Origin of the sequence: Actinomyces urogenitalis, from assembly GCF_002861525.1 — a bacterium.
GTDB lineage: Bacteria > Actinomycetota > Actinomycetes > Actinomycetales > Actinomycetaceae > Actinomyces > Actinomyces urogenitalis.
Genome location: NZ_PKHA01000001.1, coordinates 420,331 through 443,159 on the forward strand (window position 1 = coordinate 420,331; position 22,829 = coordinate 443,159).

General features: G+C 70.4%; 18 protein-coding genes. 9 read left to right on the forward strand and 9 right to left on the reverse strand.

Going from position 1 to position 22,829, the window contains the following annotated elements:
- Positions 1-29 precede the first annotated feature (29 nt).
- Both CYJ26_RS01800 and CYJ26_RS01805 read left to right on the forward strand, forming a co-directional pair.
- Positions 30-632, forward strand: coding sequence for an ECF transporter S component (locus tag CYJ26_RS01800; protein WP_006549547.1), 603 nt, complete (start codon positions 30-32; stop codon positions 630-632).
- A 97-nt stretch (positions 633-729) separates the two neighbouring features.
- The gene (locus tag CYJ26_RS01805; RefSeq protein ID WP_052039752.1) at positions 730-2,961 is read left to right on the forward strand and encodes an ATP-binding cassette domain-containing protein; all 2,232 of its coding nucleotides are present in this window, start codon (positions 730-732) and stop codon (positions 2,959-2,961) included.
- Between the two features lie 179 nt (positions 2,962-3,140).
- Here CYJ26_RS01805 and CYJ26_RS01810 read toward each other — a convergent pair whose 3' ends face one another.
- Positions 3,141-3,914 (reverse strand): 16S rRNA (uracil(1498)-N(3))-methyltransferase, encoded by a 774-nt coding sequence (locus tag CYJ26_RS01810; RefSeq protein ID WP_034234612.1) that lies wholly within the window; start codon positions 3,912-3,914, stop codon positions 3,141-3,143.
- 51 nt (positions 3,915-3,965) lie between these two features.
- On the opposite strand from CYJ26_RS01810, the gene CYJ26_RS01815 reads away from it, so the two are divergent.
- Positions 3,966-4,721, forward strand: a complete 756-nt coding sequence (locus CYJ26_RS01815; RefSeq protein ID WP_006549544.1) for a YggS family pyridoxal phosphate-dependent enzyme — start codon at positions 3,966-3,968, stop codon at positions 4,719-4,721.
- A gap of 29 nt (positions 4,722-4,750) precedes the next feature.
- Here the strand turns inward: CYJ26_RS01815 and dnaJ are convergent, their stop codons facing one another.
- Positions 4,751-5,887 (reverse strand): molecular chaperone DnaJ, encoded by a 1,137-nt coding sequence (dnaJ, locus tag CYJ26_RS01820; protein WP_101637826.1) that lies wholly within the window; start codon positions 5,885-5,887, stop codon positions 4,751-4,753.
- 42 nt (positions 5,888-5,929) lie between these two features.
- A complete protein-coding gene (hrcA, locus tag CYJ26_RS01825) occupies positions 5,930-6,985 on the reverse strand; it encodes a heat-inducible transcriptional repressor HrcA (protein WP_034234615.1) in 1,056 nt (351 codons plus the stop codon).
- 165 nt (positions 6,986-7,150) lie between these two features.
- Here hrcA and CYJ26_RS01830 point away from each other — a divergent pair, with 165 nt between their 5' ends.
- Positions 7,151-8,218 carry a DUF3097 domain-containing protein gene (locus tag CYJ26_RS01830; protein ID WP_101637827.1) on the forward strand — a complete coding sequence of 356 codons (1,068 nt, stop codon included), beginning with the start codon at positions 7,151-7,153 and terminating at the stop codon, positions 8,216-8,218.
- Positions 8,219-8,351: 133 nt separating this feature from the next.
- Here the strand turns inward: CYJ26_RS01830 and CYJ26_RS01835 are convergent, their stop codons facing one another.
- The 6 genes from CYJ26_RS01835 to lepA form a co-directional block, all read right to left on the reverse strand.
- Positions 8,352-9,755 carry a sodium:proton antiporter gene (locus tag CYJ26_RS01835; protein ID WP_101637828.1) on the reverse strand — a complete coding sequence of 468 codons (1,404 nt, stop codon included), beginning with the start codon at positions 9,753-9,755 and terminating at the stop codon, positions 8,352-8,354.
- Positions 9,756-9,899: 144 nt separating this feature from the next.
- The gene (locus CYJ26_RS01840) at positions 9,900-10,553 is read right to left on the reverse strand and encodes a YciC family protein (RefSeq protein ID WP_006549539.1); all 654 of its coding nucleotides are present in this window, start codon (positions 10,551-10,553) and stop codon (positions 9,900-9,902) included.
- Positions 10,554-10,656: 103 nt separating this feature from the next.
- Positions 10,657-11,937, reverse strand: a complete 1,281-nt coding sequence (gene hemW, locus CYJ26_RS01845) for a radical SAM family heme chaperone HemW (RefSeq protein WP_024035689.1) — start codon at positions 11,935-11,937, stop codon at positions 10,657-10,659.
- Positions 11,934-13,229: an MFS transporter gene (locus CYJ26_RS01850; RefSeq protein WP_024035690.1), complete on the reverse strand. Its 1,296-nt coding sequence runs from the start codon at positions 13,227-13,229 to the stop codon at positions 11,934-11,936. Before CYJ26_RS01850 ends, hemW begins: the two co-directional genes overlap by 4 nt.
- The gene (gene trmB / locus CYJ26_RS01855) at positions 13,226-14,191 is read right to left on the reverse strand and encodes a tRNA (guanosine(46)-N7)-methyltransferase TrmB (protein ID WP_101637829.1); all 966 of its coding nucleotides are present in this window, start codon (positions 14,189-14,191) and stop codon (positions 13,226-13,228) included. Before trmB ends, CYJ26_RS01850 begins: the two co-directional genes overlap by 4 nt.
- Positions 14,192-14,195: 4 nt before the next feature.
- The gene (gene lepA / locus CYJ26_RS01860; protein ID WP_006549534.1) at positions 14,196-16,070 is read right to left on the reverse strand and encodes a translation elongation factor 4; all 1,875 of its coding nucleotides are present in this window, start codon (positions 16,068-16,070) and stop codon (positions 14,196-14,198) included.
- A 210-nt stretch (positions 16,071-16,280) separates the two neighbouring features.
- On the opposite strand from lepA, the gene CYJ26_RS01865 reads away from it, so the two are divergent.
- From CYJ26_RS01865 to trpB, 5 genes are all read left to right on the forward strand, one after another.
- A complete protein-coding gene (locus CYJ26_RS01865) occupies positions 16,281-16,871 on the forward strand; it encodes a DedA family protein (protein WP_006549533.1) in 591 nt (196 codons plus the stop codon).
- Positions 16,872-17,029: 158 nt separating this feature from the next.
- On the forward strand, positions 17,030-18,706 hold the full coding sequence (locus tag CYJ26_RS01870) for an anthranilate synthase component 1 (protein ID WP_101637830.1): 1,677 nt from the start codon (positions 17,030-17,032) through the stop codon (positions 18,704-18,706).
- 1 nt (position 18,707) lies between these two features.
- A complete protein-coding gene (locus CYJ26_RS01875; RefSeq protein WP_101637831.1) occupies positions 18,708-19,346 on the forward strand; it encodes an anthranilate synthase component II in 639 nt (212 codons plus the stop codon).
- A 75-nt stretch (positions 19,347-19,421) separates the two neighbouring features.
- Positions 19,422-20,519 (forward strand): anthranilate phosphoribosyltransferase, encoded by a 1,098-nt coding sequence (gene trpD / locus CYJ26_RS01880; RefSeq protein ID WP_006549530.1) that lies wholly within the window; start codon positions 19,422-19,424, stop codon positions 20,517-20,519.
- Positions 20,519-22,828 (forward strand): tryptophan synthase subunit beta, encoded by a 2,310-nt coding sequence (gene trpB, locus CYJ26_RS01885; protein ID WP_024036528.1) that lies wholly within the window; start codon positions 20,519-20,521, stop codon positions 22,826-22,828. Before trpD ends, trpB begins: the two co-directional genes overlap by 1 nt.
- Position 22,829: the final 1 nt, after the last annotated feature.

Consider the following 22,829-nt stretch of genomic DNA (forward strand, 5'->3'; position numbering starts at 1 on the left):
AACACCTACGACCCGCACAAGGAGCTCACATGACTAAGACACTACCCACGACCGATACCGCCACCGTGAAGGGATCCAGCCGCTCCCGGCTGAACAATTCCGTCCTGGGCACCCGCAACCTCATGACCGTGGCCGCGCTGGCCGTGGTCGGCTCACTGATCGTCGTCCCGCTGACCTACATGACCTTCGCCATCGGGATTACCACTCAGAGGGGCATGCTGATCATGTGCTCGTGCATGGGCCTGTGGACCATCCCCTACCTGCTGCCCGCCGTCATCGTGCGCCGCCCGGGTGCGTGCGTCCTGGCTGGCCTCATCATGGGCATCATCTGCGCCTTCACCTCCCCGCAGGGCCCGGCCTCGATCGTCGGCAACGTGCTGGGCGCCGTCTTCATCGAGGCGCCGCTGGCGCTCATGCTCTACCGCAAGTGGACCTGGTGGAGCTTCACCCTCAGCTCCTTCGTCTTTGGTCTCCTCAACGGCTGCATGACCGCCTTCGCGATGCAGGGGGTGGAGAACGGACCGGTCCTGATCGTCGTCGCCGTGTGCTCCGCCCTGGTCGGCGGCGCGCTCTGCATGGTGATCGGCCGGGCCGCGCTCAAGGCAGGCGTCGGTCAGAAGGATAACGCCTAGACCCTGGTCCCTGCGCGTGCCCCGGGGCCGACGGTGCTCTCCTTCTCGCACCGCCGGCCCCGGTTGACGCGCCTGCCCCCTTGCAAAGGACACTGTGATGACAACACCGCTCCCACAAACAGACGCCCTGAGTCCCTCTCCCGCGCCCAAGGACCGCCCACTGGTCGAGACCCGCGAGCTGCAGGTGCAGTACACCGGATCAAGCTCTTGGGTGCTCGGCGGAATCGACTTCTCCCAGTTCGCCGGGCGCCTGACCGCCGTCGTCGGCCCCTCCGGCTGCGGCAAGTCCACCCTCGTCCGGGCCCTGTGCGGCCTCATCCCCCACTCCATCCCCTCGGTCTACCGAGGCAACGTCCTGCTGAACGGCAGCGAGATGGCGGACCTGGGCCCGGCGCAGATCGGCCCCGTGATCGCCTACGTCGGGCAGAACCCGGACGCCTCCGTGGTCACCCAGACCATTTTCAACGAGGTCGCCTTCGGTCTACAGAACCTGCGGCTGGCCCCCGAGGAGATCGAGACCAGGGTCGGTCAGGCGCTGGCGGCGGTAGGCCTGGCGGAGCGCGCCGGCTGGGACCCGTGGCGGCTGTCGAGCGGGCAGCGCCAGCGACTCTCCCTGGCCTGCGCCATCGCGATGCGCCCTGAGGTGCTCATCCTGGACGAGCCGACCTCGATGATCGACCCGGCCGGGACGCAGGCCTTCTACGAGATGCTGCGCCCCCTGTGCGGGTCCGGGACGGGCGTCGTGGTCATCGACCACGACCTCGACCCGATCGTCCAGAACCTCGACGCTGTCCTCTGCCTGGACGCCGACGGCGCAGTACTGGCCACGGGCAGCCCCGAGGAGGTCTTCGGCGGCCACCGCGAGGAGCTCAAGGCCGCTGGGGTCTGGCTGCCCAGCGCCTACAGGGACGAACCCCGCCAGACCGCGCTACCGGCCCTGAAGGATCCCTCCGCCGTCGGATACCTCCAGCGAGACGGCCAGGAGTGGACGCAGGTCGAGGCCCTCGGCTCGGACGAGCCGGTCCTCAGCCTGGACGCCGTCAGCGTCGACGGGCGCTGCCCCGAGGTCAGTCTCTCGGTCGGCGCCGGAGAGCTCGTCGCCGTCGTCGGCACCAACGGGAGCGGAAAGTCGTCCCTGCTGCGCGCCCTCGTCGGGACCCTCAGGTCCCGCGGAACGATCCGCGTCGGAGGTCACAGGGTCCGCAAGGGCCGCCACCTGGCCGACTACGTCTACCAGAACCCTGAGCACCAGTTCGTCTCCACCACCGTCGCCCGCGAGGTCGCCGTCAGTCACGGGACGCAGGGAGTCGAGGAGCTGCTCGGCCACTTCCGGCTCAGCGAGTACCGCGCCAAGCACCCGATGACCCTGTCAGGCGGGGAGGCCCGCCGCCTGTCGGTGGCGACGGTCAGCGGTAGCCAGCGCCCGGTCCTGCTGCTGGACGAACCGACCTACGGGCAGGACGAGGCCAACGCCACCGAGCTGCTCGGATTCATCCAGGAGCGTCAGCACAGCGGTCAGACCGTCGTCATGGCCACTCACGACATCGACGCGGCTCGCAGGTACGCCACCAAGATCGTGGTCCTGCCCGAGCCCCAGGCGAAGGACCTCCCGACGCAGGTCGAGCAGGACGACGGATACCTGCACCCCTTCACCCTGCTGGTGGGGCTGATTCCCTTCATCGTGGCCCTCCTGGTGGTCAGGTCGCTCTCAGCGTCCATCGCGACCCTCGTCGCGGCGACGCTGGCAGCCCTCGCCCTCGGGCGCACGACCAGGCACAAGACTGGCCTGGTAGCGACCATGTGGGCGATCACCCTGCTCCTGTCCGTCGGCTCGTTGCGGACAGTCGCCACGCACTCGGGAGACGTTCACCCGCTCTCCCACATTGACAAGGGCAGCGGCATCATCATCGGCTCGTGCGTAGCCGCAGCCCTGATCACCGGCCTGGGCGTCAGCGCCAGGGAGTTCATTGCCGCGCTGACGGTGCAGTGCCGGATGCCCTATCGCGTGGCTGCCGCCGGCATCGCCAGCGTCTCCTTCCTGCGCCGCTTCGGCGACGACTTCAGGATCCTGCGCCAGTCGCGCGCGCTGCGCGGGGCCGGCGGGACGGTGCCTGTCCTGAGCCCGATCCTGCGCTGGTTCGCCTCACTCGTGCCGCTGGTCATCTCCTCCATCAGGCACGCCGAGCGCATCTCCACGTCCATGGACTCACGGGCCTTCGGCGCCTACCCGACGCGGACAGAGCTCGTCGAGGTCCGCTGGCGGCTGCGCGACGGCCTCGTCATCGCCCTGTGCTGGGCGATGACGGCCTGCCTGTTCCTGGCACGCTAATGGCCGGGCGAACCCTGGCAGTGCCGGGCGAGCCCTGGCAGTGCCGGCCGCGCGCGGCCGAGACGGGATAACGGTGTTGAGGCCGGTGTGGAGGTCGGGCAGTGCCGGGCGCGCGCGGGCGAGACGGCACGGTCGCTGGCGACACCAGTCCGCGCCGGCGACGGAGCTGCCAGGGCTCGTCAGCCCCACAGCCCGGCGCGCTGAGCCAGCACGGCCAGCGCCACCGGCCCGGCGCTGGCGGTGCGCATGACGTGCGGGCCGAGCCGCACCGTCGTCGCGCCAGCAGCCTCCAGCGCCGCCGTCTCCTCGGCGCTGATGCCCCCTTCGGGCCCGACGACGACGGCGATCGCACCGCTGCCTGCCAGGCTCACCCCGCCAATGGGCGCCGTCGCCTCCTCGTGCAGCACCAGCACCGTGCCGCCGGCCTGGGTGGTCTCACGCACCCAGGCGGCCAGCTGCGCCGTCGTCATCGGCTCAGCGACCTGCGGAACCCGAGCGCGCCGCGCCTGCTTGGCCGCCTCGCTCGCCGTGGCCTGCCAGCGCTCACGCCCCTTGGCGACCTTCGGCCCCTTCCACTGGGCAACGGACCGGCCTGCCTGCCAGGGAATGACGACGTCGGCCCCCACCTCCGTAGCGGTCTCCACCGCCTGCTCGTCCCGCCCGCCCTTGGCCAGGGCCTGGATCAGGACCAGGGCGTGAGAGGGTGCCGGCTCCTCGATGCGCTCCAGTACCCGCACCGCCAGTCGGTCCTTGCCCTCGGCGGCGGTGACCTCGCAGACCAGGCGCAGGCCTGCTCCATCGGCCAGGTCCACCCGCTCCCCCGCGCGCAGCCGGCGCACGGTCACGGCGTGCCGGGCCTCGGCTCCGGTCAGGACGACGACGCCGCCCGCACCCGCCGCCGCTCCGGCGCCTTCGAGGGTGGTGTCAGTGAAGAGGAAGACAGGGGCAGTCACGTTGGACAGCCTAGCGGGACCTACCGTGACACCGGTGTACCGTCAGGAGGCATGACGCCTGACTCCCCCGTTGTCCCGGACCCGCAGGAGGTCGCCCAAATCTCCGCGAACCTCGCCGCGATCCGCACCCGCATCGACGCCGCCGCTGCGGCCGCCGGCCGCTCTCCCAGCGAGGTCCGCCTGCTGCCGGTCACCAAGACGGTCCCCGAGGACCGGCTGCGCGCCGCCTTCGCCGCAGGAGTCACCGAGATGGGCGAGAACAAGGTCCAGGAGGCCAAGCGCAAGAGCACCGAGATGGCAGACCTCGGCATCCACTGGGCGCTCATCGGCCACCTACAGACCAACAAGGCCAAGGACGTGGTCGCCTTCGCCCACGAGTTCCAGGCGCTGGACTCCCTCCACGTGGCCGAGGCCCTGGACCGCAGGCTCCAGGCCGCCGGTCGTAGCCTGGACGTCTACGTCCAGGTCAACTCCTCCGGTGAGGAGTCCAAGTTTGGCCTGGAGCCGGACGCGGTGACCGCGTTCCTGGCCGCGCTACCGGTCTACTCCTCACTGCGCGTGCGTGGTCTTATGACGCTGGCCGCCCACACCGATGACCGTGAGCGGGTGCGCGAGTGCTTCCGCCTCATGCGCCGCCTGCGCGACGCCGGACGCGAGGCCGGCACCGTGGGCGACGGTCTGCTGTCCATGGGCATGAGCGGCGACTTCGAGCTGGCCATCGCCGAGGGCGCGACCTGCGTGCGCGTGGGCACCGCGATCTTCGGCGCCCGGCCCACGCCGGACTCCGTCTACTGGCCCGGAGCCTGAGCCGGCGTCCCGCTGGCCAGGCCGCGAGCTCAGCGCTTGCGGCGGTTCTTGCCCTTGGTCTTGGAACCCTTGAGCCGGTCGAAGAAGCCCTCTTCCTCCACCGGGGCGAAGCCGTCCTCGCCACGCAGTGCCGCGAGCTCCTTGAGCAGCTCCTCCTGACGCTCCGAGAGCTTGGTCGGGGTCTCCACCACCACCGTGACGTACAGGTTGCCGCGCCCGGAACGGCGCAGCCGCCCCACGCCCAGACCGTCCAGGCGGATGTCGTCGCCGGACTGGGTGCCCGGGCGCACCGAGACGCTGCGCTCGCCGTCGAGGGTCTCCACGGGGAAGGAGGCCCCCAGCGCGGCCGCGGTCATCGGTACGCGCAGCTCAGTGCGCAGGTCGTCTCCCTGGCGCTCCAACGTGGGGTGGGGCTGCTCCTCCACCACCACGTAGAGGTCGCCCGCAGGTCCTCCGGCCACGCCCGCCTCACCGCGCCCGGACATGCGGATGCGGGTGCCGGTGGACACACCGGCCGGGACGTTGACCTCGATGTCCTTGCGCACGTGCTTACGGCCCTCGCCGTCACAGTCCTTGCAGGGCGTGACGATGACGGTGCCGAATCCCTGGCAGGTGGGGCAGGGCGAGGAGGTCATGACGCTGCCCAGGAAGGAGCGTTGGACGCGCTGGACCGAGCCCTGGCCGTTGCACTGGGAGCAGGTCACCGGCTCGGTCCCCGGCGCGCAGCAGCTGCCACCACAGGTGGTGCAGGTGACGTAGGTGTCGATCGGAACAGTCTTGGTCGCGCCGAAGGCGACGTCGGCCAGGCTGACCTGGACGGCCACGAGCCCGTCCTGGCCGCGGCGCGCACGCGAGGCCGGCCCGCGCGAGCCGCCTCCGCCGAAGAAGGTCTGGAAGATCCCTCCCAGGTCTGAGAAGTCGCCGCTGAAGCCCGGAGGGAAGCCACCGCCGCCGTGCAGCGCGTCCTCACCACCGAGGTCGTAGGTCTGGCGCTTCTCCTCATCCGACAGGACGGAGTAGGCCACCTGGACCTCCTTGAACTCCTCCTCGTGGCCGGGACCGGCGACGTCGGGGTGGAGCTGGCGCGCCTTCTTGCGGTACGCCTTCTTGATCTCCTCGGCACTGGCCTGGCGGCTCACGCCGAGCAGCTCGTAGTAGTCACTCACCTGAGAACGTGTCCTTTACGTGTTATCTCCGACGCCGGCCGCTCAGGCTGCCTGATCCGGTCCCGCCAGGAACCGGGAGAGGTAGCGAGCGACCGCGCGCACAGCGGTCATGGTGGCGGGGTAGTCCATGCGGGTGGGGCCCACGACGCCCAGGTGGGCGACGGCGTCGCCCGTCCCCGCGCCGTAGGCGGCGGTGACGACGCTGGCCTCGGCCAGGGCGTCGTCGTGGTTCTCTGAGCCGATGCTCACGCGCATGCCCTCAGCCCCGCCCGCAGGCAGGACGTCGCTGGTGTCCGTGAACAGCCGCAGCAGCACCACCTGCTCCTCGATCGCGTCCAGGAGCGGCCCGAGGCAGGAGAAGTCCGGGGTCGAGCGGGCCAGGTTCGCCGTGCCGGCGATCGCCAGGCGCTCCTCAGCGTCCGGGCGCAGGGCCTCGATGAGCGCGCTGGTCACTGCCGTCAGCAGCGCCCGCTCGTCCTCACTGGCCTGCTCCTTCAGGGCCGTGAGCACCGGGATCACGGACTCGGCCCGCAGCCCGGCCAGCGCGGCGTTGAGCCGCACGCGCAGGTGCTCCACGGCCACCGGGTCCAGCACCTCGGTGGCCGGGGTGGACACGGTGCGCTGCTCCACGCGCCCGGTGTCCGTGATGATGACGAGCAGCACGCGCGTGGGGGCGAGCACCACGAGCTCTAGGTGGCGCAGGGCCGTGCGACGCAGGCTCGGGTACTCCACAACGGCCAGCTGCCCGGTGAGCTGAGCCAGTACCCGCACCGAGCGCGCCACCACCTGGTCCAGGTCCACCTCGCCGGTCAGCAGCGCTGTGATCGCAGCGCGCTCGGGGGCGGACAGGGGCTTGATGCGAGCGACCTCGTCCACGAAGAGCCGGTAGCCCTTCTGCGTGGGCACGCGGCCCGCACTGGTGTGGGGCTGGTGGATGTAGCCCTCGTCCTCCAGGGCCGCCATGTCGTTGCGGATGGTGGCCGGGGAGACCCCCAGCTGGTAGCGCTCCACGATCGCCCGCGAGCCCACCGGCTCGCGGGTCCGCACGTAGTCGGTGACGATGGCGGACAGGACCTTGAGCCGCCGATCATCGGCCATCTGATCCCTCCCTCTCGCCATGCGTCTGACGACGCCACAGGTCTGCTGCTGCCGGCACCGGCTAGCCGACTGCGCATGAGCCGAATTAGCACTCGCCAGGTGCGAGTGCCATCCTACGCCGTGCTCGGCGGGTCTGACGTTCGCCCAGCGAGAGGTTGGCCTACCGTGCCCCGGGTGACCACTCCCCCACGCCGTACCGTCCCGGGATCCACCGCGGCACGCCGCACCGCCTTGCGCGAGCAGGCAGCTCGTCAGCAGCAGGAGGCACGGGCCGCTGGGAGGCTCACCGAGGCCGAGGCTCAGCGCCGTCGTTCAGCTGCTGTGCCAGCCCGGCCGACGACGTCGGACCGCTACGGCGGTGACGTCCTGGCTGCCGACCCGCACCGTGTGGGACCGCATGCGGTGCGTCCGGCCTCGGTGCACGTGCCGGTCACCGCTGGGCTCGTCGTCGAGGACCGGCAGACAGGCTTCGTCGGGGCAGCCGTCGCCGTGGAGAAGTCGGGTGGCCGCCACATCGTGGTCCTGGAGGACCGCCACGGCGTGCGCCGCGGCTTCCCCCTCGGGGCCGGTTTCTGGATCGAGGGCCGCCCGGTCATCCTCGACCCACCGGCACCCCGCCGTCGCCAGCCCACCGGCCCGGTCAGTGCCAGCGGCCGCAAGCTCACGGCCTCTGGCTCCTACGCGGTGGAGGGCGAGGCAGCCAAGGTCGCGCGGGCCTCACGGATCTGGGTGGAGGGCAAGCACGACGCCGAGCTGGTGGAGAAGGTCTGGGGGGACGACCTGCGTCACGAGGGTGTTGTGGTCCTCATGCTCGACGGTGTGGACAACCTGGAGGAGGTCATGGCCGACTTCGCCCCCAGTCCCACGCGCCGTGCCGGGGTGCTCGTCGACCACCTCGTGGCCGGGTCGAAGGAGTCACGCATCGCCGAGCGCGTGCGCGCCATGCCAGGCGGTGAGAACGTGCTCGTGCTCGGGCATCCGTACGTGGACGTGTGGCAGGCGGTCAAGCCTGAGCGGGTGGGGCTGCGGGCCTGGCCAGCGGTTCCCCGCGGCACGGACATCAAGCACGGCACCTTGGAGGCCCTGGGCTGGCCACACGCCTGCCAGGCCGATATCGCTCAGGGATGGCAGCGGATCCTCGCCACCGTGCGCAGCTACAAGGACCTGGAGCCAGCCCTGTTGGGCCGTATGGAGGAGCTCATCGACTTCGTCACCGCTCCCGGCACGCGGTAGGAGACTTACTGGCCCCGCACCAGTGCACGCCGTCCCGGCAGGACGTCACGCCGTCCCGGTCACGCAGCACGCCGCGACCGGGGGCCCGAGCTCCACCAGGGGGAATCGGCTCCAAGCGGAGCGCGCTCCGGGCTCAGGCGTCCTGGAGATCCAGGCGGCGAGCCTGGACAATGAGTCGTGCGTCATTGGCCAGGAGGGCGAGGACGATCACCCCGCCCAGAGCCTTGGCCCACACCGGCTGAGCGATGAACAGGCAGACCATTGCCGCCAGCACCGGCACCAGGTGGGTGAAGGACTTGGCCACGTAGGCGCCAAAGCTCGGCATCTGCACCCCACGGCTCTCAGCCACGGACTTGACCATGAAGTTGGGGCCGTTGCCGATATAGGTGATCGCGCCGCACAGCACCGCGCCCAGCGAGATCGAGACGAGGTAGAGCTCGGGCACTCCTGCCACCGTCGCCCCACCGGGGTGAGAGACCTGGCCGGCCATCTCGAAGAAGGTGACGTAGGTGGGAGCGTTGTCCAGCATCGAGGAGAGCCCACCGGTGAAGATAAAGAAGGTGATCTCGTTGAGAGGCAGCTTGCCAGCGATCTCGTCCAGGTAGTGCAGCGCCGGGATCATCGTCAGGAAGATACCGATGAACAGGGTCGCTACCTCGACGATCGGACCCCACTCGAACTGGTTGTCCTCAAAGCGCACCCGGCGGTTACCGAACTTGTAGGAGCCGAAGGCCGCCACCGCCATGATGATCTCGCGGGTGGGGATCCAGTCGGTCAGGCTGGCGTGTCCCGCCTCGATCGCCTCGGCGTCGATCGAGGGAGCAAAGGCCACGGCCGCGATGATGATGGCGAACCAGATGAGGTTGCTGGCTCCGCGCAGTCCCAGGGGCTCAACCTCGCTGCGGTCCTCGCGCACGGCGGAGGCCGGCTCCTGGGCGTAGAACCACCGGTCCAGGGCGTAGTAGCTAACCAGGAGCACGCCGTTGACGAAGGCCCACTCCGGCACCAGGTGGAAGGTCCAGGTGAAGGGGACGCCACGCAGGAAGCCCAGGAAGAGCGGCGGGTCGCCCAGTGGCGTCAGCAGGCCACCGCAGTTGGCCACGACGAAGATCGTGAAGAGCACGGTGTGCATGCGGTAACGCCGCTCAGCGTTGGTGTTGAGCAGCGGGCGGATGAGCAGCATGGCCGCGCCCGTGGTTCCCACGAAGCTCGCCAACACACCGCCGATGGCTAGGAAGACGGTGTTGGTGCGCGGGGTGGCCTGGATGTCACCCTTGAGGAAGATGCCGCCGGAGACCACGAAGAGGGCGAGCAGCAGCATGATGAACTGCACGTACTCCACCACTGAGGCGAAGACGACCTGCCATCCCCCGGCCACCCACATCCACACGGCCACCGGCAGCCCCAGGACCAGGGCGACGGTGAGCTGGCTGGAGCGCTTCTCCCACCAGTGCGAGGTCGCAGGGACGAGCGGAAGGACAGCGATGCTCGCAAGCATCGCCGCGAAGGGCAGGATGGACCACCACTGCAGGTGCACGAGGGCTCCTCGATCGGGTTGGACAGCACGGCACCACGGACTCAGGGAGCCAGGTACCGACGACGACTGGTCCACTGTACGACAAGGGGCGTCCCGGATCCCGGGACGCCCCATCAGTCGGACGCACGATCCTCTCGGGGTCTGTTAGCCAACCACAGTGCGGCCCGTGGCCGTGACGTAGGCGTAGGCGGACATGAGCACCACGAGCGGCGTCGTGAGCACCCAGCCCAGCACGGTCACCAGGCCAGCGAAGCCGAGCAGGACCCCCATGAGAGCAAAAGGCACCAGGGCACTGGCGTTGTCATACAGGATCCGCCACGACTCGCGCATGGCGTCCGTGGCTCCCAGTCCGCGGTCCACCCCTGCCAGCTGGGTGAAGTACCACAGGTAGACCAGGATGACGCCGGGAATGATGAGCAGGACGAAGCCGATCGTCTGCAGGATCCCGGTCAGGATCCCGGCCAGCACCATCGGCCACAGGTTCGGGAAGGTAAAGAAGTCACGGATCTGGGCCTTGCGACCGGCAGCGGTGAGCAGACCGACGTGCGCAAAGGGGATCGGGGACAGGATCATCGCGATGGCAGTGATGATTCCGCCTGAGTCAGAATCCGTGCCCAGGTAAGAGACGGACGCCCCCACCCCAGTCAGTACCGTCCAGATCGCAAAGCCCACCAGCAGCGGGGCCGGGTTGTCTGCGATGCGCCTCCATGACCAGGTCAGCGCCTGCCCCACGGTCAGACGATCGGCCTGCGCGTAGGTCTGGCTCGGATAGGGCTGAAAGGCAGGGGTTTCATTCATGACTCTGATCCTGCCGCACGGTAGGAGGCCGCACCTCCCCCGCCTGGAGGATTCTTCCCTCCTCGCTCAGGACGAGTCCGCCCTCCGCCACGTCCGCCTGGCGTCAGTCCGTCAGCCGGCCGGTCACAGTGTCCGCCATGAGCCGGCCACGCAGGGTCAGCACCGCGCGGCCGCGCAGGGCGGCTGCCGGTTCCAGCAGCCCCTGACTCATCAGCGCCCCCACCACCGGTACGAGCCGGCGAGGGGTGCCGTCCGCCGTCGTCTCCTCGCCGGGCCGGGCCAGACCCGCCAGGTCCAGTCCCTCGCGCAGACGGATACCGAGCATGACCCGCTCCAGCTCGCGGGCGCCGTCGTCAATGACCTCGTGGCCCGCCACGGGCAACCGGCCAGCACGCACCTGAGCCGCCCACGCCACGGGCGCCTTGGTGTCCCACATGCGCACGTCCCCGAAGTGCGAGTGCGCACCCGGCCCGGCTCCGTACCAGTCCCAGTCACGCCAGTAGGCCTCGTTGTGGCGGCACTCATGGCCAGGTCGGGCCCAGTTGGAGATCTCGTACCACTCGTAGCCGGCCTCGGCCAGGACTGCGTCCGCCATCTCGTACTTGGTGGCCTCGTCGTCGTCCGCCGGCATCTCCAGCTCGCCGCGACGCACCTGGGTCCACATGCGCGTGCCCTCCTCAATCACCAGGGCGTAGGCGCTGAGGTGGTCCGGGCCGATCTCGACGGCGGCCTCCAGGCTGCGTGCCCAGTCCTGGACCGACTCTCCTGGCGTGCCGTAGATGAGGTCCAGGCTGGTCTCCAGGCCTGATCGCCGGGCCCAGGCCACGACCTGCGGCACGCGCTGAGGGGTGTGGCTACGCTCCAAGGTAGCCAGCACCCGGGGCACCGCCGACTGCATGCCGAAGGAGACCCGCGTGAAACCAGCCTCGGCGAGCGTGGCCAGGTAGCGCTCGTCCACGGTCTCCGGGTTGGCCTCGGTCGTCACCTCGGCGCCCTCGGCCAGCCCCCAGGTGGTGCGCACCAGCTCCAGCATGGCCGCCAGGTCTGCTGCCGGAAGCATCGTGGGAGTGCCGCCGCCCAGGAACACGGTCTGAGCCATACGCCGAGGCAGGCCGGCGCGCTCCATCGCCGCTGCCGCCAGCCTCAGCTCGCCAGCCAGGGTGGTCACGTAGTCAGCCGCTGAGGCGCCACCACCCATCTCGAGGTTGGTATAGGTGTTGAAGTCGCAGTAGCCGCACCGAACCCGGCAGTAGGGCACGTGGAGGTAGACGGAGAAGGGCACGGGCTCCTGCTCCCCGCCCCTGCCCCGACGGCGCGCGATGACCTGCTCGGGCAGCTCCCCCGTCCCTGGCAGCGGCTGCCCCTCAGGCTGACGCGGGCTCACGAGGGGTCGGCGACGCCGGCCGCCTGCGGTCCGGGACGCGACTGCAGCCAGCGTGGCGGCGTGGCGGTCAGCTGCCCGCACACGGTCATGACGATGAGGATGACGAGGATGACGAGGAAGGGGCCGATCCACCCGCCCGTCATCGTGCGCAGCCAGCCCAGGACCACCGGACCCGCAGCAGCCACGGTGTAGCCCCAGGTCTGCAGGAAGGCGGAGGTCGCGCGGTTCTCATCCATGTCCACCGAGCGGCGGATGACCAGGGTGAACAGCGCGGCGAAGAAGGCGCCCTGCGCGATTCCGGAGACCAGGCAGGCCGCGAGCCAGGCGCTGGGCACCGTCACCAGGCACACCGGCAGCACCAGCCAGCAGCCTGAGAGCACTCCCAGCACACGAGCCCCGGACCAGTGCAGGGTCTCGAACATGACGGGCACGAGCAGCGGCCCCACGATCCCGGTCAGGGAGAAGACCGAGGCAGCCAGCCCCGCGCCCGCCTCCGTCATCCCCGTCAGGTCGTGCAATGCCGTGGGAAGCCATCCCGAGATGGCGTAGTAGGAGAAGGTGTGGGTGGCGAAGGCAGCCGCCATCACCCAGGTCAGGGGCCGTTTCCACACCGCCACACGCACCCGCTCGGTCCCGGCCTGCCCGGACTCGGTCACCCAGTGGACCATGCCGGAGCGCTGCATGAGGCTCTCGCGCGGGTGGCCCAGGCCTGCCGGGTAGACCCACAGCCACAGCGCCAGGGCGATGAGAGTCGGCACCGCTCCCCACAGCGCCGCCGCACCCCGCCACCCGGTCAGCTGCGCCGTCGGCACCGCAAGGGCCGTGCCCGCGGTGACCACGAGGTTGGTCATGGCCGAATACATGCCGGTCAGCAGCGAGGTGCGGTGCCAGAAGTCGCGCCCGATGACCATCGGGGCCACGAGGTTGCCGATGGTGATACCGGCGCCGATGATGACCGTGCCGGCAAAGGCCGCCCAGGTGGTTCCCCCCGAGCGCAGCAGGGATCCCGCGCTCATGAGCACCAGCGCCCACAGGCCGCCGGCATTCGCCCCGATCCGTCGCAGCAGGACGGAGGCCAGCGGCGTCATGATCCCGAAGCACAGGATCGGCACGCTGGTCAGGGCGCCCAGTGCGACGTCGTCCATGTCCAGGTCCGCGCCGATCTGGCTCAGCAGAGGCGGGATGACGCCGATCGGGGCACGCAGGATCGAGCAGAAGGCGAGGAAGCCCAGGACGACGACGCCGATCCAGGCCCGACGCGGCAGGTGCCGCCGACGCTGTGGCTGGCTCATGCCAGGCTCCTTCCGCTTCTTGCCTCGCGCCGGGTACCGGCTCGGCGGTCCAGGGCAACGAGCATCGCCTCGCTGCGCTCGGGTTTCCAGGTGGTCTCGGTCCGCACCGCCGTCAGGTCCCGGATGGTGCGTCCGGCCTCGATACCCCGCTGCTCGAAACGGGTCAGGACACGCCCCTCAAAACGAGGCGACCACCCGCCCACGGTGCCCGAGGGCGATCCGGGGTCCGGTCCGTTGCCCAGGCTGTCCTGCTCCCAGGTGTCCGCCCCGAGCTCGCTGAGGCGACCGGCGCCGTCATAACGGAAGTAGGGCTCGGTCATATCCGTCTCCAGGCCCTCCGGCAGCGCCGAGACGTCCTCCAAGACGTCACGCATCTGCCAGGCGTAGTCGGCCCAGTCAGTGGCGAGCCTCCACACCCCGCCGCCGCGCAGCACGCGGGCGACCGAGTCAGCGAAGTGCGCCGTGACCAGCCGGCGCTTGCGGTGACGCGGCTTGCGCCAGGGATCGGGGAAGAAGACCCAGACCTCGCTGGCGCAGCCCACCGGCAGCGCCGTGGCCAGGAGCTGAGAGGCGTCGGCCGGGACCACGCGGACGTTGTCCAGTCCGGCCTTGGCCGCGTCACGCACAATCTTGGCGATCGAGGTCTCCCACACCTCCACCGCCAGGTGGTCGGTGCCAGGGTTGGCAGCCGCGTGAGCGAGCAGGGCCTCCCCACCGCCGCTGCCGACCTCGACCACCACAGGACGCACCTGGCCCACGTGACCGAAGACCTCCTGCGGATCGAGCCGGAAGTCCGCGGCCACGGTACGGATCGCGTCCGCCCGAGGGACCTGGATGACGTAGTGCTCGCCGTGCTCAGCCATCGCCTGGACCTGGGAGTCGGTCAGGCGTCCCCCGGCACGGGAGAAGGACCGTACCCGCGAACGGATCGCGTGGGAACGGGGAGGGTGGACCTGCGCCATGGAGCTACTTGTCCTTGCCGGTGGGGGTGTCTGCGCCCAGCGCGGCGATGAAGGCCTCCTGGGGAACCTCCACGCGGCCGATGGCCTTCATGCGCTTCTTGCCCTCCTTCTGCTTCTCCAGCAGCTTGCGCTTACGGGAGATGTCACCGCCGTAGCACTTGGCGAGCATGTCCTTGCGCAGGGCACGGATGGTCTCGCGCGCGATGATGCGCGAGCCCACGGCGGCCTGGACGGGGACCTCGAACTGCTGGCGAGGGATGAGCTCCTTGAGCCGCTTGGTGAGCATGACGCCGTAGGAGTAGGCCGAGTCCTTGTGGACGATCGCGCTGAAGGCGTCCACCTTGTCCCCGTTGAGGAGGATGTCCACCTTGACCAGGTCCGCGCTCTGCTCGCCGTCGGGCTCGTAGTCCAGGGAGGCGTAGCCGCGGGTGCGCGACTTCAGAGCGTCGAAGAAGTCGAAGACGATCTCAGCCAGCGGCAGGGTGTAGCGCATCTCTACCCGCGTCTCGGACAGGTAGTCCATCCCCTTCATGGTCCCGCGCCGCGACTGGCACAACTCCATGACCGTGCCCACGAACTCGCTGGGGGTCAGGATCGTGGCCGAGACCACCGGCTCGCGCACGTCCAGGATCTTGCCCTCGGGGAACTCGCTCGGGTTGGTCACCGTGTGGACCACGCGGTCCTCGGTGGTGACCTGGTAGACCACGGAGGGCGCGGTGGAGATGATGTCCAGCCCGAACTCGCGCTCCAGGCGCTCCGCGATGATCTCCAGGTGGAGCAGGCCGAGGTAGCCGCAGCGGAAGCCGAAGCCGAGGGCCACCGAGGTCTCCGGCTCGTAGGTGAGCGCCGCGTCGTTGAGCTTGAGCTTGTCCAGGGCGTCACGCAGCGCCGGGAAGTCTGAGCCGTCCACCGGGAACAGGCCGGAGAAGACCATGGGCTTGGGGTCCTGGTAACCGGCCAGGGGCTCGGCGGCCGGACGAGCCGCCGTGGTGACCGTGTCACCCACGCGCGACTGGCGCACGTCCTTCACGCCCGTGATGAGGTAGCCCACCTCCCCGGCGCCCAGTCCCTGGGTGGGAACGGGCTCGGGGCTGATGACGCCGATCTCCAGCAGGTCGTGGTCGGCACGGGTGGAGAGCATCTCGATGCGCTCACGAGGCTTGAGGGCACCGTCGACCACGCGCACGTAGGTGACCACGCCGCGGTAGGTGTCGTAGACGGAGTCGAAGATCATGGCGCGGGCAGCGGCGTCGGGGTCCCCCACCGGCGCGGGCACGGCCTGCACGATCCGGTCGAGCAGCTCAGGCACGCCCTCGCCCGTCTTGCCCGAGACCTTGAGGACGTCGGACGGGTCGCAGCCGATGATCGAGGCGATCTCCTCGGCGTGGCGCTCGGGCTCGGCGGCCGGCAGGTCGATCTTGTTGAGCACCGGGATGATGGTGAGGTCGCCCTCGATGGCCATGTAGAGGTTGGCCAGGGTCTGGGCCTGGACCCCCTGGGCGGCGTCGACCAGCAGCACCGCGCCCTCGCAGGCGGCCAGGGACCGGTTGACCTCGTAGGAGAAGTCGACGTGGCCGGGGGTGTCGATCATGTTGAGGGCGTAGGTGCGCGCGCCCTCGGGCCCCTCGACGGTCCAGGGCATGCGCACGGCCTGGGACTTGATGGTGATGCCACGCTCGCGCTCAATGTCCATGCGGTCCAGGTACTGGGCGCGCATGTCGCGGGGCTGGACCACGCCGGTGGCCTGCAGCATGCGGTCGGCCAGGGTGGACTTGCCGTGGTCAATGTGGGCGATGATCGAGAAGTTCCGCAGCAGCTCGGGCGGGGTTGAGGCGGGCTGGATGCTCGCGATCTGCTCGGGCGTGGGGATCGGTGACACGTGTGCTCTTCCAGGACGGGACAGCGCCTGGGCGTGCCAGGAGGCAGGCCGGTGCTGTCGGTGTGGCGGACTCTGGGGCAAGTCTCCCACGCGCAGGCCTCAGCGCCGCGCCCGGCGGGTGTGAGTCATTACTTACCGGACGTTCCTCCCCCGACCAGCCCGCGAGTCAGCCAGGCAAGCCTCACCTCACCGGTATGCGATGATCGGCCCATGATCGACCGCATCCTCGCTCTGCCCTGGGGGTGGGCCTTCCTCTTCCTGTGGGTCAGCGTCATGGGTAGAGCCAACGGCACCTACTGGATCGGCCGCGCCGTGGCCGCCGGCACCGGCCGTACCCGGTGGGCCGGGGTGCTGACCTCGGCGGCCTACGCCCGCGCCCAGCACCTGGCGGAGCGCTGGGGCGTCCTGGCGGTCCCGCTGTCCTTCCTCACCGTCGGCACCCAGAGCCTGGTCCAGCTCTCGGCAGGTGTCAGCCGTATGCCGCTGCGCCTGTACCTACCGGCAGTGAGCGTGGGCTGCGCGATCTGGGCGGCGATCTACTCCACCGTCGGCCTGGCGGTCTTTGCCACGTGGATGGAGGCCGGCGGGTGGTGGGCGGTCGCCGTCGTCGTCGCCCTGGCCGCGCTCATCATCTCGCTACGACGACGTTCCGCCTCCTCGCCAGTGTGCAGCCGCGAGCCCGAGTGTGCACCTGGGGACTGCACACCGGCCGCCGCACCTGCACACTCGACGCCCGGCCTGGCCCCCGCAGAGTCTCACGATGCTGACGCCAACTTGTCCGAGCCCGCCCCTTCGCTCTAGCCTCAGTGCCGTGACCGTACTCCGCAACCGTCAGTGGTGGTGGCTCCCCTAAGGGCGAGCCACTCCTTCGCGTACACGGAACACGACAGACAGAGCTCGCCACCCGGCGGGCTCTTCGTCTTGGAGGCGATGCCGGTGGCACAAGCAGAGGAATCCTCATGACAACACCCCCACCGACCGTCCGCACCCGGTCCGTGCGCTACCACGCCGACGGCGGCCTCCTCCTGGAGCACCTGGCCGCCCAGGGCCTGGTCGCCACCACCGCGGACTCCGGCGACCACGCCTGTCCGGTTGACACCGTCCTGCTGGAGTCGGTCGACATCGCCACCAAGGTCTCACGCACCACCATCGCCGTGCTGGAGGCCTCCGCACGCCTGACCTGCCAGGGCCAGAGCGTCAGCATCCAGGCCCTGGCGCAGGCCCAGGCCGACGGCGAGGCGGCCGTGGCCCGGCTGCGTGAGCACCTGGCCGCCTACGTCACTGACGACGCCCGTGCGGACTGCCTCAGCCTCACCTTTCCCGCCCCGACGGCGCACGAGCAGACCGAGGAGCGCGAGCGGCTGCGGGCGACCTCCTCGATCGAGCCGCTGCGGGTGCTGGCCGGGGTCGAGGTCGACCACCCGCACCTGCCGCTGGAGGCCGGGGTCGTCGCCTTCGACTACCTGGCCACCTTCGAGACGCTTCCCGCAGTGGCCCCCGGGGCCAACACCTGCCCCGACTACGTCTTCTACGATGCCCGGATCATCCTCGTCATCGACCACCCCACGCGTGAGGCCACCCTCGTGGGAGCCAGCGTGGACCCGACTGACCTGGAGGGTCGCCTCAGCGCGCTGGCGGCAGCGATCGACGCCGTCGACGAGACCACGCTGGCGGACGAGCACGAGCAGCGCACAACGAGCCAGACGACGGTCTCCCCCGTGGTCCACGCCGTGCCCACCCAGTCCGACGCTGACTTCGCGGCAGGAGTCGAGACGATGAAGGAGGCCATCGCTGCCGGAGACGTCTACCAGGTGGTGCCCTCGCGCGGCTTCACCATGCCCTGCCCGGACGCGCTGGCCGCTTACCACGAGCTGCGCGGCACCAACCCGAGCCCGTACATGTTCTACCTGGGCACCCCCGACTTCGAGCTCTTCGGGGCCTCGCCCGAGTCCGCGCTGCTCCACTCGGCCAAGACCGGTGAGGTCTCCATCCGCCCCATCGCCGGCACCCGCCCACGCGGGCTCACCGCCGACGGCGGCATCGACCACGAGCGCGACACCTGCCTGGAGCTGGAGCTGCGCACGGACGCCAAGGAGGTCGCCGAGCACGTCATGCTCGTGGACCTGGCTCGCAACGACGTCGCCCGGGTGAGCGTTCCCGGGACCCGCCGGGTGGTGGACCTGCTGCGTGTGGACCGTTACTCCCGGGTCATGCACCTGGTCTCGGAGGTCACCGGCACCCTGGACCCGAAGCTGGACGCGCTGGACGCCTTCCGCGCCTCGATGACCATGGGCACACTCACCGGAGCCCCCAAGCTGAGCGCGGCCGAGCTCATCCGCACCACCGAGGGCGTGCGTCGAGGCTCCTACGGCGGCACCGTGGGGTACTTCCGCGGCGACGGCGAGCTGGACACCTGCATCGTCATCCGTTCCGCCTTCGTGACCGGAGGCCAGGCCCTGGTCCAGGCCGGTGCGGGAGTCGTGGCGGACTCGGTGCCGGCCAAGGAGGCTGCCGAGACCGTGCACAAGGCCTCGGCGGTGCTTCATGCCGTGGCCGCGGCCGCCGGGGCGAGGCTCGTCATCGACTCCCAGACCCCCGCCACCCTCACCGCCCCGACCACCACCGAGGAGGCCTGAGATGCGCGTCGTCCTGCTCGACAACCGCGACTCCTTCGTCTACAACCTCGTCGACCTCTTCGCCACGCTCGGTGCCGAGATCGAGGTCTACCGCAACACGGTGCCGGCTGACCGTGTGCGCGCCGCCCTGTCACCGACCCCCGCCGAGGCCGAGGCCGGCCAGCGCCCGGTGCTGTGCCTGTCCCCCGGGCCCGGTCACCCCCGTGAGGCCGGCTGCCTCATGGAGCTGGTCGCCTGCGCGCTGAGCGAGGACGTGCCTACCGTCGGCATCTGCCTCGGCTTCCAGGCCATCGTCGAGGGCTGCGGCGCTCACGTGGGCCGGGTCGGCCCCGTCCACGGCCGCTCGGTGCGCGTGGAGGTCACGCCGGCCGGGCTCACCGACCCCGCCTTCGCCCCCTTGGAGGGTGGGCCGCTCGACGTCGCCCGCTACCACTCCCTGGGGACCCGCGACCTGCCGCCCACACTCGTCAGCCTCGCCGCGACGGCGGCCACTGACCCGGTTGGCGCCGGCGTCGTCATGGCGGCACGCCACGCCAGCCGCCCCGTCGTCGGGCTGCAGTTCCACCCCGAGTCCGTGCTGACCCCGGCCGGACCCGCCATCCTGCGGGCCCTGACCGCTGACCTGGCTCGCGCCCGGTAGGCGGCGCACGGGCCCAGCGCCCGCCACTGCCCCGCGTCCCTCCCACCAACTGACACACACCTGACTGGAGATCACATGTCCACCACACCCGCACCCGCTGAGAACAACGCCCTGGAACCTGAGCAGGCCGAGGCCGCCCGCGTCCTGCTGCGCGGCGTCATCCAGGGCAAGCGCCTGTCCTACGAGGAGGCGTACACCGTCTTCGCCGCGCTGTCGGCTGGGGCCTTGAGCCAGACCGAGACCGCCGCGCTGCTGGCCGGCCTCCACGCACGCGGCGAGGACGTGGCCGAGGTCGCCGGGGCCGCCGCGGCCTTCCGCGCTGCCGCCCGTCCCTTCCCCGAGCTGGACGTGCCCTTGTTCGACATCGTGGGCACCGGCGGGGACGGCGTAGGCACCATCAATATCTCCACCGGAGCCGGCATCGTGGCCGCCTCCATGGGTCTGGCCGTGGCCAAGCACGGCAACCGGGCCGTGTCCTCCAAGACGGGTGCCGCTGACGTCATCGCCGGGCTCGGCCTGCCTCTCGACCTGAGCCCCGAGCAGGCCTCTGACGTCCTGAAGCGCGACGGATTCACCTTCCTCTTCGCCCAGGCCTACCACCCGGCCATGCGTTTCGTGGCGCCGGTGCGCGGGGCGCTGAAGACCCCGACGATCTTCAACGTGCTCGGCCCCCTCATCAACCCCGCCCACCTGAGCTACCAGGTCATGGGTGTGGCTGACGTAAGCAAGCTGGACATGATCGCCCACACCCTCCACGCGCTGGGCCGCGAGCGCGCCCTGGTCATCAACGGCCTGGGCCTGGACGAGATCACCGTCCACGGCACCACCACCGTGCGCGAGGTGAGCCCGCAGGGCGTGCGCTCCTTCGAGGTCACGCCCGAGGACCTGGGTGTGCGCACTCACGAGCTGTCCGAGATGCTGGGCGGCGCCACCAGCCAGAACGCGGCGATCCTGCGCGAGGTCTTCGCCGGAGGCGGGCAGGCCGGTCACCGTGACGCCATCGCCGTCAACGCTGGCGCGCTGCTCTACCTGGCCGGGCGCGTGGAGACGCTGCGCGAAGGCACCCAGGCTGCTCTGGAGCAGCTGGCCAGCGGCAAGGTCGCCGAGCACCTGGAGTCCATGACCCGCAACGCTGACGCGCTGACGCACACCGATTCCACCCAGGAGGCCTGATGACTACCTCGACCACTGGCAACGACCCTCGCCCCGAGCTGCGGCCGGTCGACGAGCGCCTCGTGCGCACCGGCACGGTCCTGGACTCGATCGTGGACGGTCGGCGATCCCGCCTGGCCGAGCTGCGCGCACGCTTCGGTCACCTGCGTGCCGAGCAGCTGCCTCGCTCGCAGCGCTCCTTCGCCAAGGCCCTGCGCACCCGCTCAGGAGACTCGGCCAGTCCTCAGCCCGCGCTCATCCTGGAGTGCAAGTCGGCCTCTCCCTCACGCGGGACCATCCGCCACGACTACGACCCGGCGGCTCTGGCCAGCGCTTACGTGCCCTGGGCTGCCGCTGTCTCGGTGCTCACCGAGCCTGACCGCTTCGCAGGCTCCTTCGAGGACCTCGCGGCGGTGCGCGCGGTGGTGGACGTGCCGGTGCTGTGCAAGGACTTCATCGTCGACCCCGTCCAGGTGCTCGCGGCCCGCAGCCTGGGCGCGGACGCGATCCTGCTCATGCTCTCGGTGGTGCCCGACGACGTCTACCGTGACCTGGCGTCCCTGGCCGCTGAGTTGGGCATGGACGTGCTCACTGAGGTCTCCACGCCTGAGGAGATGCACCGGGCCGCAGCGCTGGGCGCCACGGTGGTGGGGATCAACAACCGTGACCTGCGCACCCTGGCCACGGATATCGCCAGGACCGAGCAGATGGCTCCGCTGGCTCCTGCTGGCGTGGTGCTCGTGGGTGAGTCCGGGGTGGAGACTGCCGACGACGTACGCCGCCTGGCCGGGCTCGTTGACGCCCTGCTCATTGGCTCCTCGGTCTCCTCCTCCCCTGACCCGGCCGTGGTCGCTGAGGTCCTGGCGACGGCGGTCCCGGTTGCTGGGCGCACCGGCCAGGACGCTGACGCCCCCCAGCCCGCCCCGGAGGCGAGCCAGCCCACGCACGGCGCGGCGTCGTCGTCGGCCACCCAGCCGGCACCGCGCGAGCACGAGGGCCACACCCACCCGCGACTGCCCGCCTACTTCGGCCCCTACGGCGGGCAGTACGTGCCAGAGCTGCTCATCCCGGCCCTGGACCAGCTGGAGGACGCCTTTATCGAGGCCCAGGCTGACCCGACCTTCCACGCCGAGCTCGATGAGCTCATGCGCCGCTACCTGGGCCGCCCCACCCCGGTCACCGAGCTGCGTCACCTTCCGCGCGAGGGCAACGCCCGGATCTTCCTCAAGCGAGAGGACCTGGTCCACGGCGGGGCGCACAAGGGCAACCAGGTGCTTGGTCAGGCCCTGCTGGCCAAGCGCATGGGCAAGAGCCGCATCATCGCCGAGACCGGCGCGGGCCAGCACGGCACGGCCACCGCGATGGTGTGCGCGCTGCTGGGGCTGGACTGCACGATCTACATGGGCGCGACCGACGTGGTGCGTCAGGCCGCCAACGTCGAGCGTATGGAGCTCATGGGGGCCCGGGTGGTTCCGGTGGCCTCGGGGGCGGGCACGCTCAAGGACGCCGTCAACGAGGCGCTGCGTGACTGGACGGCCTCGTTCAAGGACACCCACTATCTGCTGGGCACGGCCGCCGGGGCCCATCCCTTCCCCACGATCGTCCACGAGTACCACCGAGTGATCTCGCGCGAGGCCCGCGCGCAGATCCTGGCCATGACGGGACGACTGCCTGACGAGGTCATCGCCTGCGTGGGCGGGGGCTCGAACGCGATCGGTATGTTCAGCGAGTTCGTTGGCGACGACGGCGTGGGCCTCATCGGGGTCGAGCCGGCTGGCGAGGGCCTGGACTCAGGGCGCCACGGCGCCCCGATCAACGCCGGGAAAGTCGGGATCCTGCACGGGGCCCGTTCCTACCTCATGCGCACTGACGAGGGGCAGGTCGAGGAGTCCTTCTCCGTCTCGGCTGGTCTGGACTACCCGGGCGTGGGACCGGAGCACGCGTGGCTGTCAGACTCCGGGCGCGCCCGCTACGTGGGGGTCACGGACGAGGAGGCGGTGGACGCCTTTGTCCAGCTCTCCCGGTGGGAGGGCATCATCCCGGCCCTGGAGAGCGCCCACGCGCTGGCCCAGGCGCTCAAAATCGCGCGCCAGACCCCGGCTGACGCCCCGACCCCGCACCTGCTGGTGTGCCTGTCCGGGCGCGGGGACAAGGACCTGGAGCAGATCCGGATGCGCCTGGGCGGCTCCTTTACCTGCGACGGCGCGGTGGCCCGGGCCGCTGCGATGGTGGAGGAGATGGGCAAGCGCACCGAGTACGTGGGGCTGGCCCGACGCGAGGCAGCCAGTGCGACTGAGGCTGCGCCGACCACGACCAACGAGGAGGCCTGAG

Bases quoted from the DNA above. Each gene is read 5' to 3' on its own strand.
- CYJ26_RS01800 (WP_006549547.1), top strand. From the start codon at position 30: ATGACTAAGACACTACCCACGACCGATACCGCCACCGTGAAGGGATCC.
- CYJ26_RS01805 (WP_052039752.1), top strand. From the start codon at position 730: ATGACAACACCGCTCCCACAAACAGACGCCCTGAGTCCCTCTCCCGCG.
- CYJ26_RS01815 (WP_006549544.1), top strand. From the start codon at position 3,966: ATGACGCCTGACTCCCCCGTTGTCCCGGACCCGCAGGAGGTCGCCCAA.
- hrcA (WP_034234615.1), bottom strand. From the start codon at position 6,985: ATGGCCGATGATCGGCGGCTCAAGGTCCTGTCCGCCATCGTCACCGAC.
- CYJ26_RS01840 (WP_006549539.1), bottom strand. From the start codon at position 10,553: ATGAATGAAACCCCTGCCTTTCAGCCCTATCCGAGCCAGACCTACGCG.
- CYJ26_RS01850 (WP_024035690.1), bottom strand. From the start codon at position 13,229: ATGAGCCAGCCACAGCGTCGGCGGCACCTGCCGCGTCGGGCCTGGATC.
- trmB (WP_101637829.1), bottom strand. From the start codon at position 14,191: ATGGCGCAGGTCCACCCTCCCCGTTCCCACGCGATCCGTTCGCGGGTA.
- CYJ26_RS01865 (WP_006549533.1), top strand. From the start codon at position 16,281: ATGATCGACCGCATCCTCGCTCTGCCCTGGGGGTGGGCCTTCCTCTTC.
- CYJ26_RS01870 (WP_101637830.1), top strand. From the start codon at position 17,030: ATGACAACACCCCCACCGACCGTCCGCACCCGGTCCGTGCGCTACCAC.
- CYJ26_RS01875 (WP_101637831.1), top strand. From the start codon at position 18,708: ATGCGCGTCGTCCTGCTCGACAACCGCGACTCCTTCGTCTACAACCTC.
- trpD (WP_006549530.1), top strand. From the start codon at position 19,422: ATGTCCACCACACCCGCACCCGCTGAGAACAACGCCCTGGAACCTGAG.
- trpB (WP_024036528.1), top strand. From the start codon at position 20,519: ATGACTACCTCGACCACTGGCAACGACCCTCGCCCCGAGCTGCGGCCG.